Source organism: Tenacibaculum sp. MEBiC06402 (assembly GCF_049239625.1).
In the GTDB taxonomy this organism is placed as follows: Bacteria; Bacteroidota; Bacteroidia; order Flavobacteriales; family Flavobacteriaceae; genus Polaribacter.
The window spans coordinates 34,849-53,039 of sequence record NZ_JBMKKT010000101.1; the positions used below are offsets into that span (position 1 = coordinate 34,849).

General features: G+C 31.1%; 19 protein-coding genes. 6 read left to right on the forward strand and 13 right to left on the reverse strand.

Annotated elements, in window-relative coordinates; genetic code table 11:
* Positions 1–24: 24 nt before the first annotated feature.
* The 5 genes from ACOSP6_RS13700 to ACOSP6_RS13720 all read right to left on the reverse strand — a co-directional run bounded on the left by ACOSP6_RS13700 (position 25) and on the right by ACOSP6_RS13720 (position 4,913).
* Positions 25–2,259 (reverse strand): T9SS type A sorting domain-containing protein, encoded by a 2,235-nt coding sequence (locus ACOSP6_RS13700; protein ID WP_422094591.1) that lies wholly within the window; start codon positions 2,257–2,259, stop codon positions 25–27.
* Between the two features lie 98 nt (positions 2,260–2,357).
* Positions 2,358–2,969 (reverse strand): dethiobiotin synthase, encoded by a 612-nt coding sequence (bioD, locus tag ACOSP6_RS13705; RefSeq protein WP_422094590.1) that lies wholly within the window; start codon positions 2,967–2,969, stop codon positions 2,358–2,360.
* A complete protein-coding gene (locus tag ACOSP6_RS13710; RefSeq protein WP_422094589.1) occupies positions 2,966–3,346 on the reverse strand; it encodes a DUF2007 domain-containing protein in 381 nt (126 codons plus the stop codon). Before ACOSP6_RS13710 ends, bioD begins: the two co-directional genes overlap by 4 nt.
* Before the next feature lie 8 nt (positions 3,347–3,354).
* Positions 3,355–4,482, reverse strand: coding sequence for an aminotransferase class I/II-fold pyridoxal phosphate-dependent enzyme (locus ACOSP6_RS13715; RefSeq protein WP_422094588.1), 1,128 nt, complete (start codon positions 4,480–4,482; stop codon positions 3,355–3,357).
* A 2-nt stretch (positions 4,483–4,484) separates the two neighbouring features.
* Positions 4,485–4,913 (reverse strand): LexA family protein, encoded by a 429-nt coding sequence (locus ACOSP6_RS13720; protein ID WP_422094587.1) that lies wholly within the window; start codon positions 4,911–4,913, stop codon positions 4,485–4,487.
* Positions 4,914–5,050: 137 nt separating this feature from the next.
* On the opposite strand from ACOSP6_RS13720, the gene ACOSP6_RS13725 reads away from it, so the two are divergent.
* The 6 genes from ACOSP6_RS13725 (at position 5,051) to ACOSP6_RS13750 (ending at position 9,836) form a co-directional block, all read left to right on the forward strand.
* Positions 5,051–5,512 (forward strand): Lrp/AsnC ligand binding domain-containing protein, encoded by a 462-nt coding sequence (locus tag ACOSP6_RS13725; protein ID WP_422094586.1) that lies wholly within the window; start codon positions 5,051–5,053, stop codon positions 5,510–5,512.
* Between the two features lie 8 nt (positions 5,513–5,520).
* Positions 5,521–6,102: a HupE/UreJ family protein gene (locus ACOSP6_RS13730; RefSeq protein WP_422094585.1), complete on the forward strand. Its 582-nt coding sequence runs from the start codon at positions 5,521–5,523 to the stop codon at positions 6,100–6,102.
* 45 nt (positions 6,103–6,147) lie between these two features.
* Positions 6,148–6,582, forward strand: coding sequence for a deoxycytidylate deaminase (locus ACOSP6_RS13735; protein WP_422094584.1), 435 nt, complete (start codon positions 6,148–6,150; stop codon positions 6,580–6,582).
* Positions 6,569–8,161, forward strand: coding sequence for a S41 family peptidase (locus ACOSP6_RS13740; RefSeq protein WP_422094583.1), 1,593 nt, complete (start codon positions 6,569–6,571; stop codon positions 8,159–8,161). Before ACOSP6_RS13735 ends, ACOSP6_RS13740 begins: the two co-directional genes overlap by 14 nt.
* 86 nt (positions 8,162–8,247) lie before the next feature.
* A complete protein-coding gene (locus ACOSP6_RS13745) occupies positions 8,248–8,595 on the forward strand; it encodes a YciI family protein (protein ID WP_422094582.1) in 348 nt (115 codons plus the stop codon).
* Positions 8,595–9,836: an RNA polymerase sigma factor gene (locus ACOSP6_RS13750; RefSeq protein ID WP_422094581.1), complete on the forward strand. Its 1,242-nt coding sequence runs from the start codon at positions 8,595–8,597 to the stop codon at positions 9,834–9,836. The genes ACOSP6_RS13745 and ACOSP6_RS13750 overlap by 1 nt, the downstream gene beginning before the upstream one ends.
* A 20-nt stretch (positions 9,837–9,856) precedes the next feature.
* On the opposite strand, the gene ACOSP6_RS13755 is transcribed toward ACOSP6_RS13750, so the two are convergent.
* The 8 genes from ACOSP6_RS13755 to ACOSP6_RS13790 form a co-directional block, all read right to left on the reverse strand.
* Positions 9,857–10,243 carry a hypothetical protein gene (locus ACOSP6_RS13755; protein WP_422094580.1) on the reverse strand — a complete coding sequence of 129 codons (387 nt, stop codon included), beginning with the start codon at positions 10,241–10,243 and terminating at the stop codon, positions 9,857–9,859.
* Between the two features lie 141 nt (positions 10,244–10,384).
* Positions 10,385–11,881, reverse strand: coding sequence for a GH3 auxin-responsive promoter family protein (locus tag ACOSP6_RS13760; protein WP_422094579.1), 1,497 nt, complete (start codon positions 11,879–11,881; stop codon positions 10,385–10,387).
* Positions 11,882–11,941: 60 nt separating this feature from the next.
* Positions 11,942–12,808, reverse strand: a complete 867-nt coding sequence (locus ACOSP6_RS13765) for a M23 family metallopeptidase (protein WP_422094578.1) — start codon at positions 12,806–12,808, stop codon at positions 11,942–11,944.
* 47 nt (positions 12,809–12,855) lie between these two features.
* Positions 12,856–13,440, reverse strand: a complete 585-nt coding sequence (gene nadD / locus ACOSP6_RS13770; RefSeq protein ID WP_422094577.1) for a nicotinate (nicotinamide) nucleotide adenylyltransferase — start codon at positions 13,438–13,440, stop codon at positions 12,856–12,858.
* A 45-nt stretch (positions 13,441–13,485) separates the two neighbouring features.
* A complete protein-coding gene (gene gmk / locus ACOSP6_RS13775; protein ID WP_422094576.1) occupies positions 13,486–14,073 on the reverse strand; it encodes a guanylate kinase in 588 nt (195 codons plus the stop codon).
* A complete protein-coding gene (locus ACOSP6_RS13780) occupies positions 14,073–14,939 on the reverse strand; it encodes a YicC/YloC family endoribonuclease (RefSeq protein WP_422094575.1) in 867 nt (288 codons plus the stop codon). The genes gmk and ACOSP6_RS13780 overlap by 1 nt, the downstream gene beginning before the upstream one ends.
* A 30-nt stretch (positions 14,940–14,969) precedes the next feature.
* Positions 14,970–15,869 carry a DMT family transporter gene (locus ACOSP6_RS13785; protein WP_422094574.1) on the reverse strand — a complete coding sequence of 300 codons (900 nt, stop codon included), beginning with the start codon at positions 15,867–15,869 and terminating at the stop codon, positions 14,970–14,972.
* 102 nt (positions 15,870–15,971) lie between these two features.
* Entirely contained in the window at positions 15,972–18,071 is a 2,100-nt protein-coding gene (locus tag ACOSP6_RS13790) for a prolyl oligopeptidase family serine peptidase (RefSeq protein ID WP_422094573.1), read from the reverse strand.
* Positions 18,072–18,191: the final 120 nt, after the last annotated feature.

An 18,191-nucleotide genomic window follows, 5' to 3' on the forward strand; every position in this document is an offset into this window, starting at 1 on the left:
CTATTATTTTTATATAAGGAACAACTAATAAAGAATAATTTTTTTAGTAACCATATTATTATCAATATAAAAACGAAGAATATATACTCCCTTATTTAAATGTTTGATATTTATTTGATTTTTGTCTTTTAATAAATTAACATTCTTCCCATTTATATCTATAAGTTCAATTTTTTCAGGTATGATACCCTTGTAACTTATATTAATTACCTCTTTTGTTGGGTTGGGAAATACATTTATTTTAGATATTAAAACATCTTCTATTCCTAAAGATTTACAATTACTAAAAGCTTCTTCCTTACTATTACACCCTTGATCGTTGTTGTTTATAACTATGATTTCATTATTGTTTAAATGACTACATACTATGTTTATACTACAATCCTTTAAATTTGAATTACCTACAAACTGAATATACCTCCCAACATCATTTAAAGAGTTTAAAGAACTAACATCATTTAATTGAGAATTGTAGTTAATTGACATGTCAAAACTTATAGATTTTAGTTCTTGAAATCCGTTTAACGCCTTAATTCCGCTATTGAAAGTGAAACTGAAATTATAGAGTATCGATTTTAGTTTTTGAAAACTATTAAAAGTGTTTATACTAGAATTGTAAACTGTGAAGTTACCCTTTATTACTTCGGTATTACTAAAGCCTGAGAAATTTTCTATTGAGGAAGTTGATATATTCAATGAGTTGAACTCAACTAAGTTATTGAAACCAGTTAAATCTGAAATACTGAATTGGTACATGTTTAAATCTGAGCCAATTGTTTCTAATTTATTGAAACCATCAAGAGATACAATTGCTCCATTTCGAGAGAAATCTAATACACCCCCAATAGATCTAAGATTATCAAAAGATTTAAAACTACCTATTGAGTTGTCCGAAAAAATAAGATTTGAGCCAATATTTTCAAGCTTGATAAAACCATTTATAGTTTTAAGTGATTCATTCTTTTCAAAGGATAGCTTATCGTTGATGGTGATAAGATTCTGGAAACCAGAAATAGTTAATAGGCTTTTGTTGTTAGTGAAGAAAACTCCTCCAGATAATTCAGGTAGTTCATTAAAAGTATTTGATGAAATCAATAAAGGATTATCTCTAAATGTGATATTTGAAACGCCATTGTTCACTTTATTAAAACTGTTAAGTGATTTTATGGAACTAATAAATATCGAAATAGCTCCTTTTATTGTTTGTAAACTTTCAAATTCGGCAAGTTCTTCTAATTTTGTATTGTAATTAAGAGTTAAATTTCCATTTATAGCTTTTAACTTATTGAAACCTAAAACAGAAACTAATTTTTCATTTCCATAGAAGGCCAAATAACCATTTATAGTTTCGAGATTTTGAAACCCATCAACTAGTAATAAATCGTTATTCTCATTAAAAGTTAGGTTTCCACCAATAGAGATCAAAGAATTAAACCCTTTTATTTCTTCAATATTATTAGAAAAATAAAGCTCGCCTTGAATGTTTTTTAAATTTTCAAATCCAAATGTTTTTTTTACTCCACAATATCTAAAATGTAAATATCCATTGATTTGCTCGAGACTATTAAAAGCAGTTTGATTGATTAAATTTTTATTTTCCCTTAGTATAAGATTTCCTTTTATTATTGTTAACTGATTGAATCCCTTTAGTGCAGTTAAAGATTCATTAGTTTCAATAGTGTAGTTTGAATTAATAGATAATAATTTTTGGAAACCATTAACTTCTGTGAGTAAGGGGTTTCTTTCGATTAAGAAACTATTTTGAACAGTTGATAATTCTTCAAAACCTATTAAATTTAGACTATTGTTTTCTCTTATAATTAGGTCACCTTGAATTGAATTTAACTTTGGTAAACCTTGTATTACCTGTGATTGATTACTGGAAAGTTCTAGTTTTCCCCCTATTGAAGTCAACGATTTAAGATTATTCAATCCTGACAGATTATCACTATTGGTTATTCTTACATTACCGCTAACCGAGTTCAAGTTTTCTAGACCACTAATATCTATCGAATTATCAATTCCAGAAATATTTAAGTCACCTTGGATTGATATGATGTTTGCTAAACCATTTAGATTTTGAATTTCATTTGTATTATTATTAATAGTTAGGTTGTATTCAATATTACTGCAACTAGGGTAGTTGTTTTTGAATAAGTCGATATCAGACTGTTTATAAAAATATAAAGTACTTGTTGGACACTGAGAAAAACAATTAAAGGACACAAATAAAAACGAAAGTACTATAAACTTCTTCATAATTTTTTTGCAGCAAAATTAATTAAATTTCCTTTTGTAAAATGTTAATGTTCTAAATTATGTTAAGAATCAAAGTAAAATATTTATGTGTAAGATATTTAAGACAAATTATCTCTAAATTTTTCGGCATATTCTTTAATAACGTTTTGGTCAAAGTAAGGTTCTTCCTCAATTCTTCCAAGAACGTCTACACCACTCATTTTCTCAATAATTTCCTCTGTAGTTTTGTGTTCATTTCCACTGTAAATCAAAGAAACATCAAATCCTCTCGACTTTAATAAATTCAAAGTAAGTAAGGTGTGATTTATGCTACCTAAGTAATGTCTAGAAACTACAATAATTTTATAATCTGGTTTAATTAAATCGAAAATGGTCTGCTCATTATTTAAAGGAACTAATAATCCTCCAGCACCTTCGATAACTAAATGATTTTTAGTTGCAGGCTCTTTAATTTTATCGACGTCAATAGTAATTCCATCAATTTCTGCAGATGCATGTGGACTCATTGGTGTATTTAGAGCGTAACTATTTTCATGGAATACCGAAGTATTATTACTAATTAAATTTTTTACTTTATGTGTATCAGAATATTCTAAATCACCAGATTGTACTGGCTTCCAGTAATCAGCTTCTAAAGCTTCAGTAATTATAGCTGAAGCTACTGTTTTTCCTACTTCAGTAGAGATTCCAGTTATAAAATATTTTTTCATTTAAAGATTGTTTGGCAATCGTTACAAATTAATTTCCTTGATTCAAAAAATGGGAAGAGCATATAAAAGAAACTTTTACGTTGAGCCTCCGCTACTAGAATTCTATGAGAATTACAATTTGGACAATGAATTTCATCGCCGTTTTCATCCTTTTCATAAGTTCTAATATCGGCGTAAATGTTTGAAGCTCTCTCCAAATCTTTACTAGCAACTAAAAGTTTTACTCCCCCAATGGCTTGACTTAACAGAGGATCAGAGTCAATTGTTTTTTCATCCATTAACATGGTACTAATTCCTTCAGAGTCTAATTTAGATTTTATGACTTGAGCTTCCGTAGAATATTCAAATACGGTCAAAATTGTGTAATCTTCCCTCATTTTAAATTTTAAACAAAGGTAGTGAGAAGCGATAAGATTTTAGTAATTTCTTCGTTAGAATTAAAGCTGTGTAAACATATACGCAATCGCTCTTGACCTTCAGGAACTGTTGGTGAAAGAATAGGTTTTACATTAAATCCTTTCTGCTGAAGATTTTTAGAAATATCTTTTGTTTTTTCAGTGCCCGAAATGACACAACAATGTATGGCGGAAGAACTTGAAATGAATTTATGGTCTAAATCTAAACGCTTCAATTCTGATTTGAAGTGAGTAATTTTTTCTTTAAGTAAAATTATATTATCTGGAGTTAAATGTTCATAAGCAACTTTAATTGTTGCAACTGAATGAGGAGATAATCCTGTAGTGTAAATAAAACTTCTAGAAAAATTAACTAAAAAATCATAAAGGTTTTTACTTCCTAAAATGGCGGCTCCATGACAACCTAAAGCTTTTCCGTAAGTCGTGATTCGAGCAAAAACTTTATCTTCTAAGTTTAATTCTTGAACAAGTCCAGCACCATTTTTCCCAAAAACACCTAATGCATGTGCTTCGTCAACAATTAAAAAGGTATTTTCTTTATTTGATATTTTAACAAAGTCAATCAGATTTGCAGAATCACCATCCATTGAGAAAACAGATTCTGTTATGATGTATGCATTATCATAATCAAATCGATTCAGAAGCTCTTGTAAATGAATAACATCATTATGCTTGAATTTGTATGCTTTTGCATTTGAAAGTTGAATTCCGTCTCGTATAGAAGCATGAATTAATTCATCATAAAAAATAACATCACCTCGTTGAGGAACACAGGAGAAAAAACCTACGTTTGCATCATATCCTGAGTTAAATAATAAAGCTTTTTCTATTTTATGAAACTGAGCAATATATTCCTCAGTTGTTTGATATAAGTAATGATTCCCTGAAATTAAACGAGAACCAGTTGCTCCATTTATTTTTATATTTTCTTTGAGAAGTAACTCGTGTGTTCGTTTGAATATTTCTTCAGATTGAGCAAAACCAAGATAATCATTCGAATAAAAATCGATTAAATCAGATGAAGAGTCTAAACTGCGTAACGAATTAGACTCAATTCTTTGATTGAGTTTGTGAAGTAATTTATTCGGAAATTTCATAGTTACACGCGCTTGATAACGTTTGTTACAATTCCCCAGATTACAAAATTGTTTTCTTCCGTTATTTTAATAATCGGGTAATCGGGGTTTTCAGGCTGCAACCAAACTTCGCTTCCATCAACACGTAATCTTTTAACCGTAAATTCCCCATCTAAAAAACAAACGGCAATCTTATTATTCACTGGAGGAATACTTCTATCAATAACTAACAAGTCTTTATCATCTAAACCCGCACCAATCATTGATTGTCCACTAACACGGGCGAAAAAAGTTGCGTCCTTATTCCTAATTAATTCCTCATCTAAGGAAAGTTTAGATTCACTAAAATCCTCGGTAGGTGAGGGAAATCCAGCAGATATGCCGGTATCTACAAATAAAGCGCCTTCGCTTTCTACATCTTTTGGACTAAAAATAGTTAATGTTAAACTCATACTGGATAAAGAATAAAGTCAATGTTAATTTCAAAATAATGAATAAGAACATCCGTGTAAAGTTAACCATTCTCTTTTATTTTTTAACTATATTGTGCTACTCTAAAAAGATAGAACCCAATACTTACCTTTTCCCTATGTCAAAAAAATTAAAAATTGATGGTATTGATAAAATCATCATTAAAAGATTGGTAAAAGACGCACGTACCCCCATTTTAAGTATCGCTAGAGAAGTTGGAATTTCTGGAGCTGCTATTCATCAAAGATTACGAAAATTAGACGAATCGAGTTTAATCGACGGTTATAAAATGGTGTTGAATCCGAAAGCTTTAGGCTATACAACAACTGCTTTTGTCGGTGTGTTTTTAGATTCCGCAAGTTTGTATTCTTCCGCTATTAAAAGATTGAAAGATATTCCAGAAGTTGTTGAGAGTCATTATACTACCGGGAATTATGCTATTTTCATTAAAATTATGTGTAAAAACAATGAGGATTTAATGCATTTGTTAAATAAAGATATCCAAAGCATAAAAGGAGTTTCAAGAACAGAAACATTCATATCTTTGGATCAACAAATAGACAGACAAATAAAAATTTAAACCTTTTTATGAACGATTTTATATTATATTTTAAAATGGGCTTATTTCATGTATTAGACATTAAAGCCTATGATCATATTTTATTTTTAATTGTTTTAGCAGTTGTATATCAATTCAAACAGTGGAAAAAAGTAGTTTGGTTAATTACTTTGTTTACCATTGGTCATTCTATCACACTAGGATTATCCGCTTATAATATTTTAAAGGTTAGAGCAGATTTGGTGGAGTTTTTAATTCCGTTAACAATATTTATTACGGGATTAATGAACGTTTTAACAGCAAGAAAAGCTTCTGTTGGAAAAGAAAATCAAAATTTATTTTTTGCATTATTCTTTGGTTTGATTCACGGATTAGGTTTTTCGAATTATTTTAAAGCAATGATTGGAAGGTCTCAAGATAAATTAGTTCCGCTTCTAGAGTTTGCTTTAGGAGTTGAAGTGGCACAAATTATTATCGTTGGATTAATTCTATTAATAGGAGGGTTGGTGCAATCTGTATTTGGAGTGAATAGGCGCGATTGGATTTTGGTAGCATCTTCAATTGTGATCGGATTTGCATGTCAAATGATGGTCAATCGTGTTTTTTGGTAAATATTAACTTCTTTAACTGTAATTTCTCCGTATTTTAGCTAATCTATGTCTTTAACAACAAAAGAATTAACATATGCTCAAGCCTACTTAAAAATGGCAAAAGAATGGGCAAAGTTATCATACTGTAAACGTAAACAAGTTGGAGCACTTATTGTAAAGGACAGAATGATTATTTCTGACGGTTATAATGGTACGCCAACCGGATTTGAAAATGTTTGTGAAGATGAAGAAGGTTACACAAAATGGTACGTGCTACATGCTGAGGCAAATGCAATATTAAAAGTAGCATCATCAACTCAATCATGTAAAGGGGCAACTTTATACATTACATTATCTCCTTGCCAACAATGTAGTAAACTTATTCATCAATCAGGTATAAAACGAGTTGTGTATTCGAATGAGTATAAAGATAAAAGTGGTCTTGAGTTTTTAGAAAAGGCAGGAGTTGAACTTATTTATTTACCCGATGAACAAGAATAATTTACCTATATTTTTTGCCATTGCAATGGCGTTTGGAGTGTTAATTGGTGCTTTTTTTACTGGGCAGTCATCAGCATTAAGTAAGACATCTTTAAAAGAGCAAAAAATAAAGCGCTTAATCAATTTTATCCAAAAAGACTATGTTGATAATGTAAATACAGACGAGCTTTTGGATGGTGCAATTGCTCAAATGTTAACTAAATTGGATCCGCATTCGGTCTATATTCCAAAAGAGAACTTACAGGCAGTAACTGAAAACATGCAAGGTAATTTTGTAGGTATAGGTGTTCAGTTTAGAATAATTGATGACAGTATTACTGTTGTTCATCCGATGAAAGGCGGACCAAGTATTAAAAAGGGAATCAAAGCTGGAGACAGAATTTTAATTGCCGATTCAGATACTTTACACGGAAAAGGAATTCGTAATGAGCAAGTTTTATCAAAATTAAAAGGAGCGCCAGATACTGAAGTGAAGCTTCAGGTATATAGAAAATCAAATGATAGCCTTTTTGACGTTATTGTTGAAAGAGGAAAGGTAAACATAAAAAGTGTGGATATAGCTTATATGCTGAATGATAGTATTGGTTATATAAAACTAGATCGTTTTGCCAGAAATACATACAAAGAATTTAAAGAGTCATTAACTGATCTCAAAGGATTAGGAATGAAAGATTTAATTCTTGACTTAAGAGGGAATGGTGGTGGTTTTATTGATATAGCAAATAGTATTGTCGATGAATTTTTAGAAGATGACAAACTCATAGTTTTTACTAAAAATAATGGGGGAGAAATTACAGAATCTTATGCAACCGAGAAAGGTGAGTTTGAGCAAGGAGGATTGTATGTTCTTATTGATGAAAACTCAGCGTCTGCTTCTGAAATTGTTGCAGGAGCTTTACAAGATAATGACAAAGGTATTATTGTAGGAAGACGTTCTTTCGGAAAAGGATTGGTACAAGAAGAAATGGATTTAGGAGATGGTTCGGCAGTAAGATTAACAACAGCTCGTTATTATACACCTACAGGGAGATCTATTCAAAAGCCATATAAGAAAAATAAGAATGTAGATGATAATTTGTTAGCAGATGCAAATACCTCTGGACTAAGTTATGGTGATGAAGTTGAAAACAGGTATAGAAATGGTGAGTTATTAAATAGAGATAGTATTAAAATTGTAGACAGTTTAAAATATACAACTCCCAAAGGAAAAGTTGTGTACGGAGGAGGAGGTATTATTCCAGATGTTTTTGTTCCTATTGATACCTCATCTTATATTACTCCTTATTACTATGCGTATTTAAATGATTTTGCATTTAAGTATGTAGATAATAACCGAACAAAATTAGCAAACATCCGTATAGATGAGTTTATAAAAAGTTTTGATGCTAATAACGAAGTCTCAGATATGTTCTTCAATAAAATAAAGGATATACAACCTTCTGCGTTAACTAAAGAAAAACTACGTAAATTTTTAAAAACCACGATTGCAAGAGAGTTATTTAATGACCAAGGACTATATCGTATGAATCATTTAGACGATAATATGATTTTAAAGGTATTGGAGCTGGAGAAAGAATAAGTGGTATAAAAAACTTTTAAAAAGTTTGTCTCCTATTGTAGTTTCTAAAACGTCTTATAGGTAAATAACTTTAAATCTTAAAAATTATGAAAGAATTTATGATGATTTTTATCGGTGCGGATTATGGCGATTTAGGACTATCTCCTGAGGAAATTCAAGGTAGAATGGGCAAATGGTTTTCTTGGAGTCAGAAAATGGAGCAACAAGGTATTGTTAGAGGTGGAAATGCTTTAACTGCCGATATTCGCAGAATTGTTGGTAAAGATCGAACAGTTTCCGATATTAACTCTGCTGAAGTAAAAGAAATTGTTGGTGGCTATTACATTGTGGAAGCTAAAGATTTTGATGCTGTTGAAGAAATCGCTCAAGATTTTCCTGATTATGATTTAGGAGGAACGGTTGAAATCCGCGAAGTAATGGTATTTGAAAACTAATGCAACATCAACTTATAGACCATCTTTTCCGTCACCATAGCGGAAAGATGGTTGCTGTTTTAACTCGTGTTTTCGGACTTTCAAATCTTGAAGTTATTGAAGATGCAGTGCAAGATACTTTTATAAAAGCTACACTAAGTTGGCGAAATCAACTTCCAGATAATCCAGAAGCTTGGCTTATTAAAGCTTCTAAAAACAGAGTGTTAGATATTTTTAGAAAACTACAATCTGAAAAGAAAAAATTACCTGAATTTTCTAAAGGAATAGACGCTGTTGCGATTAACGAACTTTTTCTGGATTCTGAAATAGAAGATGCGCAACTGCGAATGATTTTTACGGCATGCCACCCAAAATTAAATCCTAAAGATAGAATTGCTTTTGCGCTTAAAACAGTTTCTGGATTTAGCGGAAAGGAAATTGCTTCGGCACTTTTATTAAAAGAAGAAACCGTAAAAAAAAGATTAGTTAGAGCAAGGAAAGCAATTCAACAATCAAATATTTCATTTTCAATCCCGCAAGGGTTAGAATTACCAAAAAGAATAGAAAGTGTTTTAGAGGTTTTATATCTTATTTTTAATGAAGGATTTCATTCAAACACTAAAGAACAATTAGTTAGAAAAGAACTTTGCGGTGAGGCGATGCGATTATGTAAGTTGGTTATTAAAAATAAACATACATCGATTTCAGCATCTTATGCATTGTTTGCGTTAATGTGTTTTCATTCAGCTAGGCTAGATGCAAAAGTAACCACCGAAAATGAAGTGTTAGATTTAAAAAATCAAGATCGTTCTAAGTGGTATTTTCCTTTAATTCAGTTAGGAAATACAATGATGAATAAAGCCGTTGAAAAGAATGAGTTTTCCAGTTATCATTATGAAGCTGCAATAATAGCGGAGCATTTAAAAGCAGAAACATTTAATGATACTAATTGGGAACAGATTTTATTTTGGTATGAGTCCTTATACGAATTACAACCAATGCCAACTCATTTGTTAACTATGGCTGTAGTTTGTTTACAAATGAATAATTATGTAAAAGCTAGTTTTTACTTCGATAAAGTTAATCCGCAAGATTTAGAACAAAGAGCTTATTTATATTATGCCGCAAAATCGGATTATTATTATCAAATGAATGATATTGCAAAAGCGATTGAATTCATCGATATAGCTTTAGAAAAAGTAACCAACCAATTAGAAAAAGAGTATTTGGAGAGGAAGAAATCTAGTTTCTCCAGTTTTTAAGACCTAAAACGAATTTGTTCCTAGTTTTTTTCTAAAGTTAACATCCCTTTGATCATATTAATCATAACCAAATCTTTGACTTTATTTTTCTTTTTATTAAAAACCGAAAGAGTTTTTGATTTTGAATCATATGTCCAAGTACCTTTCCTCATATAATGCCCATCGTTTTCGGCCATTTCTAGCCATTGAAATTCACCATTTTTCTTTATTTCAAATCTATAGCGAAATCGTGCAGGTGGAATTTTGTCATAATTGCAAGGTCTAAAGACTTTAAAATTAGATTCATTACTATATTCTTCAAAAGAGTCTGTCCAGCAGCCGTATATATCTGATTTGTTAATAGTTTTCTTCTGGCTAATTACAGATAGAGTAGCAAAGAATAATAAAGTTAAAATATTATATTTCATAGTATTAATTTTTATCAAGTACAATAGAAAGATATTTTTTTCAACGTGATTTTCCAGCTAAAATATAGATAGCAAGTAATAATGAACATACTGTTTTAGCAAACTGTAATACTTATTGAGGCAGTATATCGTTTGATTTAGTTAATGTAGTAAAAACCCCTCCAACACATCGGCAATTTTACGATTATCTGATAACTGTGGAATTTTATTTTGTCCGCCAAACTTACCAATCGATTTCATATACTCATGAAATCCTCCTTTTTTTACCTTTCGAATAACTAAAGGGCGTAACACTTTTCCTTCAATTAAATCTTGATAATAAATATTTTGAGCTTGCATAGAAGCATCCATTTTAGCTGCCATTTCATCAAGGTTTTCAGGTTCATTTTCAAATTCAATAAACCATTCGTGATATGGTAATCCACTTTCAGGATTTACTTGAGGAGCCACTGTAAACTCGCTAACATTTACACCAGTTCCTTTGATGGCATCGTTCAAAGCTTTTTCTACTTCTTTACCAATTACATGTTCTCCAAAAGCAGAAATAAAATGCTTAATTCTGCCAGTAACTTTTATACGATATGGTTTTAAAGAAGTAAACTCAACCGTATCACCAATATTATATCCCCAGAGTCCAGCAGTAGTATTTAGAATGATAACATAATTCACTCCAAGTTGAACATCTTTTAAAGAAATACGTGTTGGATTTTCATCAAAGAACTCCGTCGTAGGAATGAACTCGTAGAAGATTCCAGAATCTAACTGTAATAACATTCCTTTTTCTTTTTGAGAATCTTGAAATGCTATAAACCCTTCTGATGCCGGATACAATTCGATATAATCTATTTTTTTACCAATTAGTGCTTCGAATTTATTTTTATACGGTTCGAAATTAACACCACCATAAATAAAGAAATTAAAATTAGGAAACAGTTCAGAAACAGTTTTACCAGTTTTCTCAATCAGTTTTTCAAAATACATTTGAACCCAAGAAGGAATTCCACTAATTACGGTCATATCTTCTGGCAAGGTTTCCTCAACAATTTTATCAACTTTTGTATCCCAATCTTCAATACAGTTGGTTTCCCAACTAGGTAACCTGTTCTTTAGTAAATAATTCGGAACGTAATGCGCAACAATTCCACTTAATCGTCCTAATTTAATTCCATTTTTATCATTTAGAACTGGACTTCCTTGTAGAAAAATCATTTTGCCATTTACAAATGACGCGTCTTTTGTTTCGTTAATATAAAATAACAAAGCATTTCGAGCCGATTTAATATGCGTAGGCATAGATTCTTTAGTAATCGGTATATATTTAGCTCCAGAAGTAGTTCCTGAGGTCTTAGCAAAGTAAATTGGTTTTCCTTTCCATAGCACGTTTTCTTCTCCTTCAACAATCCTGTCTACGTACGAACGCAACCCTTCATAATCATTTACTGGAACACGCTTTTTGAAATCCTCATAAGAATTAATAGACACAAAATCATGATCTTTACCAAAAGCAGTTTTACATCCTTCAGAAACCAAATACTGAAATACTTTTTCTTGTGTTTTTAGCGGTTTGTTGGCCCATTTTTTAACACTTTTTACTGCGCGTTTTGCAAAAGGAATCGCTAAAAAAGATTTTAAAGACATATAATTTATTTTTGTTTGGAGTTAGAAGTTGAAAGTTTTTATACTTCTGACTTATAACAGTTACTGAAAGTCAATATAATTTGTTGGATTCGTAGGGTATCCGTTATTCCATAATTCGAAGTGTAAATGCGGTCCAGTTGTTAACTCACCAGTAGAACCTACACTTGCAATTACCTCACCTGATTTTACAAAATCGCCTTGCTGTTTTAACAGTTCACCATTATGTTTATATACAGAAACAAAATTATTAGTATGCTGAACAGTAATTGTAAAACCAGTTTCTGCGGTCCAACCAGATAAAATTACGGTACCATCAGCAACAGCTTTCACAGGAGTTCCTGTTTTAGCCACAATATCAATGGCGAAGTGTTTATTAGCCGCATTAAACGATTGAGAAACACTTCCTGTTATAGGTGCAAAGAATATAATCTTTGCTTTATCTGCAGCACCTGCTGAAAGAGCATATCGATCTTTACTTTCTATCTGTTCTCTGAATTGTAAGTTTTGTTCTGTTGCTGATAACTTTTTGTAGTCAATTACTGCTTTTTTAGACTCGTTTCTAATAGAATCGATAGCGTCAGGCTCAATTTCGCCAGTAAGAACAGGTCTTAAAGCTTTCGTGAATTTTTCTAAAACAGCTATTTTCATTTTTAATGAATCGGCTTCATACGTCAGTTGTGTAGCTTTTTTCTTTAATTGAGTTGATGAATATCCCGGGATATATTCTTTTAAGGAGGTAAAAGCAATTAGGAATACGGTAAGTGTGATGATAAAAATTGAGAAAACACCACCTACAACAAATACATTTAAACGAGAAAGTTTCAAAGAAAATCGTTCTTGAAAGGTGTCCTCATTTAAAACAACTAAACGATATTTATCGGTTAGTTTTTGCTTTAGCTTACTAGGTTTTTTCTTGTTTTTTGCCACGAATACTATGTTTGGAATATCAAATATACAACGAAAAAATAGGAAGACTATTTTTTATAAAAGTTCATTTCGTCGATATATTCCCAAACCGTTGAAGATAAAAGTGGTTTTATGTTTTTTCCTTCTTTTATAGAGTTACGAACCATCGTTGATGAAATTTCAATAATTGGAGCATTTACCCTATGAATTTTTGGATGATTGTCAAATTGTGTTTCGACTTTACCTTCAGAGATTCTCGGATAGACATACACGTCATGATGTTCTAAAATTGTTTCGTAATTCTTCCATTTATGAAGACTTTTTAAATTGTCCTCTCCCATAATCAGGTTGAATTTATAAGAAGGGTATTTCTCAGAAATATGAGCAAGTGTATGTACTGTATAATTAGGTTGAGGCAACTTAAATTCGATATCTGAGGGTGAAATTTTATCAAAATTTTCCGTAGCTCGATATACCATTTCAAAACGATGGTGATTATCTAAAAGTGAACTCTTCTTTTTAAAAGGATTGTGAGGAGTAATTACCATCCAAATTTCATCTAAGTCGGAATTTTCAACCATATGATTAGCAATGATTAAATGACCTATATGGATTGGATTGAATGTTCCGAAATATAACCCGATGTTTTTCATTTTCAAGATTTTTACAATACTGGAACTTTTATAAAAGCTATTGGCTTAATTCTCAAGTCCGATAAAACCTCCTACTAATTCTTCAGCTTCTTTTAAAGCGACGTCTAGTTCGTAGTTTTTAATGATCTTGTCAAATTGAGGGGCAGTTGCTAACTCTACAGAAGCTTTAGCAATTCTCATGTTGATTTTATCTTCACTCTCTGTTTTTCTTTTCTTTAAACGAATTTTTAATTCATCTACACTTGGTGGTTTTACAAAAACGGCGAGCGTTTCTTCCGGGAACTTTTTCTTTATTCGTAAACCTCCAGCAACATCAATATCAAAAATTACGTGTTTGCCTTTAGCCCAAATGCGCTCGACTTCTGTTTTTAAAGTTCCGTAAAAGTTATCCCTATACACTTCTTCCCACTCTAAAAATTCATCATTTTTAATTTTATTAATGAATTCATCTCTAGAAATAAAATAGTAATCAGTACCATCTTTTTCTTCACCACGTGGAGCACGAGAGGTAGCAGATATCGAAAATTCTAAGCCAAATTTTTCTTGTGATAGTAAATGACGAACAATAGTGGTTTTTCCAGATCCTGAAGGGGCTGAAAACACAAATAATTTACCTTTAAATTCTTTCGTCATTATAATACGTTTAATATTTGTTCCTTTATTTTCTCTAATTCGTCTTTCATTTGAATGACAATCTTTTGCATTGGGGCATAATTTGCTTTTGATCCAGTAGTATTAATTTCTCTACCGATTTCTTGAATGATAAACCCTAATTTTTTTCCGTTAGAGTCTTTTGTTTCGAGTGCCTGCAAAAAGTAGTCCAAATGATTTGCTAAACGAACTTTCTCTTCGTTTATATCTAGTTTTTCTAAGTAATAAATCAGTTCTTGCTCAAAACGGTTCTCATCAACTTCAACCTTTAATTCTTCTAGAGCTTTAGCTAATCGTTGCTTCACATTTGCAATGCGATCACCATCCATTTCTTTAACTTGTTCTAAACAAGTTTTAATATTAGCAATACGTTCTTTAAAATCAATTTCTAAAGAAGCCGCTTCATCAGTTCTATATTGAACAATTTCTTTTAACGCTACTTCAATATGTTTTTCAATTTCTGACCATTCGTTTTCATCTAACTCTTCTCTTTCTGTTTTAAGAGCATCTGGCATCCTAACCGCCATTTTTAGTAGTTCAACCTGATCATTTACATCGATATAAACTACGTCACGGAGTTGCTTAATATACTCCGACACTACTCCTTTGTTTACAGAAGTTGAAGTTTCATCAGCAGTCATTTCAACATAAATAGAAAAATCTACTTTACCCCTTACTAAAATGTTCGCTAATTTCTTACGAATAGTTAATTCCTTTTCTTTGTAAAAAGAAGGAATACGAGTGTTAATATCTAAGTTTTTACTATTTAAAGATTTAACTTCAATAGTAACTTTTTTAGTGGGTAATTGTAATACGGATTTCCCGTATCCTGTCATAGATTGAATCATACCTTGATTTTAATAAGCCGTAAAGATACATTATTTGCTTGTACTAGCCGGTGCTTGTTTGGAAACTAAGTATACACCGATAAAAATAAGGATCGTAGCAAAAATTTTAATGGTATCTATATAATCGCTACCAACAATTAATGCATAAATACTAGCAACAACGGGTTGTAAATAGATAAAAACACTTACTGTTGTTGGTTTCAATTTTGAAAGCGCCCATAAATTGAATAAATACGTAATACAAGAAGCAAATACAACGACAAATCCTATTCTTAAGTAACCTGACATTGGAATAATTTCCCATTGAATTTCTGTAAATTCAGATATTCCGAAAGGAAACATGAATATAAAACCGAATAAATACAACCAACGAATAAAAGTGATAGGTTTATATTTTGCAACTATTTTTTTAGCAACAACTAAGTACATTCCGTAAGAAGCAGCGTTTACAAATACTAAGAAATTTCCAAGCATCATATTTTTAGCGTTCGCACCAGTTTTTCCGCTGTACAGTATAAGTACTACCGCTCCAATAAGTCCAATTATAACACCAATTATTTTAATCGCTGTAGGCCTTTCTTTTATTAAAATACTAGAGAAAATTAGCACTAAAATCGGAGATGTTACCATCATTACCGAAGCGTTGATAGGAGTTGTATAATTTAATCCTTTAAAAAAAGTAAGCATGTTAAAAGCAATACCAAAGAAAGCAGCTAATGCGATAATTTTATAATCGCCTTTTTCAATTTTATCATTTTTAATAAAAAGACTTGCTGTCCAAAACAGTAGCATTGCAGATGTAATTCGAATAAAAATAAACCCAAAAGGTTTAACATAATGCGGCATTACCTCTTTGGCAACTGTAAATGTAACTCCATAAATAATAGTAACGATAGAAACCGCTGCTAACGCGAGTACTCTGGTATTCATTGTTTGATGAATTTCTACAAATTAGCGGCAAAGGTCGGTATAATAATTCTATTAAAATATCTTAAGAGAAAAATAATACTTCAATATAAAAACTGAACCTAGTTATTGTGGCTGAAAGTCTGGGTGTCCCGTTTGCCAGAGAGCAAAAGAAAGAATATCTGTTAAGTCTTCTATTCTTTTATTGCTGGTTTGATCGAATCCATGACCACTTTCGGTATCAGCTTTTAATAAAACTGGATTTCTTTCTTTATTAAATGCTAGTAGCTTTGCTACGAATTTTCCTGTTTCATATGAAGCAGTTCTTGGGTCATTTAGTCCTGAAATTAATAACATTGAAGGATATTTTACATCCTTTTTTATGTGGTGATAGGCATCCATTTCTAGAAGATAGTTGAATTCTAAACTATCTTTTACGGTACCGAATTCAGTAATATTATTTGGTCCAGCTGGGCCAAACTCTGATCTTGTTGCGTTTAACTTTCCAGATCGAACTATCGCAGCTTTATATAAATCAGGTCTTAAGGTAATGGCTCTTCCAATCAAAACTCCACCGGCACTGGCACTCCAAGCGACAATCTTATCAGATGAAGTATATTTTTTATCAATTAAATATTTAGTACAAGCAATAAAATCTTTCCAGGTATTTGGCTTTGTTTTTTTCATGCCTCCTAGATGCCAAGTATCTCCTTTTTCTCCACCACCTCTCACATGTGCTACAGCATATATGCCATTATTTTCAGTCCATGCTTTAATATAATCATCCATTAATGGTGTGTCTGAAAAACCATAAGCTCCATATCCAGTTATCATAACTCTATTTTTTGAATTGAACTTTATGCCTTTTTTGTAAATAATTGATAGTGGAACCATAATACCATCATGTGATTTCACTTCTACTTCTTCAACCACTAAATCAGACGGATTTGATTTTCCTGATGAGACAATGTTTTCTTCCACAAAGGTATTGTTCTCAGAGTCAAGTTTATATCTTACATTATCACTTATCCATCCTTTAGTAACAATCCATAAATCGTTATTGTTTACCCCTAAAGAATATAAATTAATGTCTCCAGATTGTGGTATATTTATTTTTTGAGGTAGAGGAGATTCAAAGTCTTTTTTATGAATACTAGCGCTTATACCATTTTTATTAGTTACATAAAATATTCCTTCTTTAGTAATTGCCATACTTGTAATAACCTCAGATTGATCTTCAGGAACAACTATTCTAGATTTTTCAATGTCAATGGTTGAAACTTGATCTTTCAATATTTTAAAATTTGAAGCATTGTGTGCGGATAGTAAATAAATAGAATCGTTCTTTAGGTAAAAATCTTTTACTTTATCTGTACTTCTGTAAAGAGGTTTCCAATTTATTTTCTTGTTATTTAATTCTGTTATTGGAGCAAAGTAATAGTCTACAAATTCACTTACATTATATATCCCGGCAAAAATATATTTATCATCTTTTAGATGAACAATAGGAAAGTCCTCTTCTTTAATTTTAAAGTTACTTCCTTTTTTACTCGATAAAATAATATTCAAGTCAGTTGGATCTGTACCTAATTTATAAAGGACAGAACTTGTGTTTAATGCAAATTCTTCAGAGTTTCTATCTGTTACAGGAATATGCATGTAAAAGAAGCCAGATTCATCGGGCAGCCAACTAACACCACCAAGAGCAGATGGCCAACAATTTTGTATTATCTGAGGAGCTATTGTTTTGGACGCAGTATCCACAATAATCATTTGAGAAATTTCTTTGTCATTTTCGGTAAGACTAACTATAATTTTCGATCCTGTGGGACTTGGTTTGATATAGTTAATTGCATGATTTTTAAATTTTTCTGATTCAGAAGGAGAGAATAATAGATTCTCCTTTCCATCACTATTTTTTTTGAAATATAAGCTTTTAGCTTTATTCAAATCTGTTGTTTTTAGGTAAAAATAGAATTGCCCAACTATAGAAAGATTAGTTATTTTTTCGCCAGATACTTCTTGATTATTTTGTTTTAAGTAATTAAAAATTGCATGCCTATTTGTTATGTGCTTTAGGGTTTCGTTGGCAAAGCTTGTTTGGTTTTTATACCAGTTAATTACAGTTGTATCTTTTTTGTTTTCTATATATCTAAAATGATCTATTAACTCTTTACCATGGTGTTTTTCAACGAAAATCTGTGGTGTAAGTATTTCTTGATTCAATTTTTCATAATCTTTACATTGAAAACAAAGGATGATTAATAGGAAGGGGAATTTTTTGAGCATTATTTGGAATTAATGTTATAAAAGTAAAAAAAAGAGATTATTGTGGTTGAATTAATA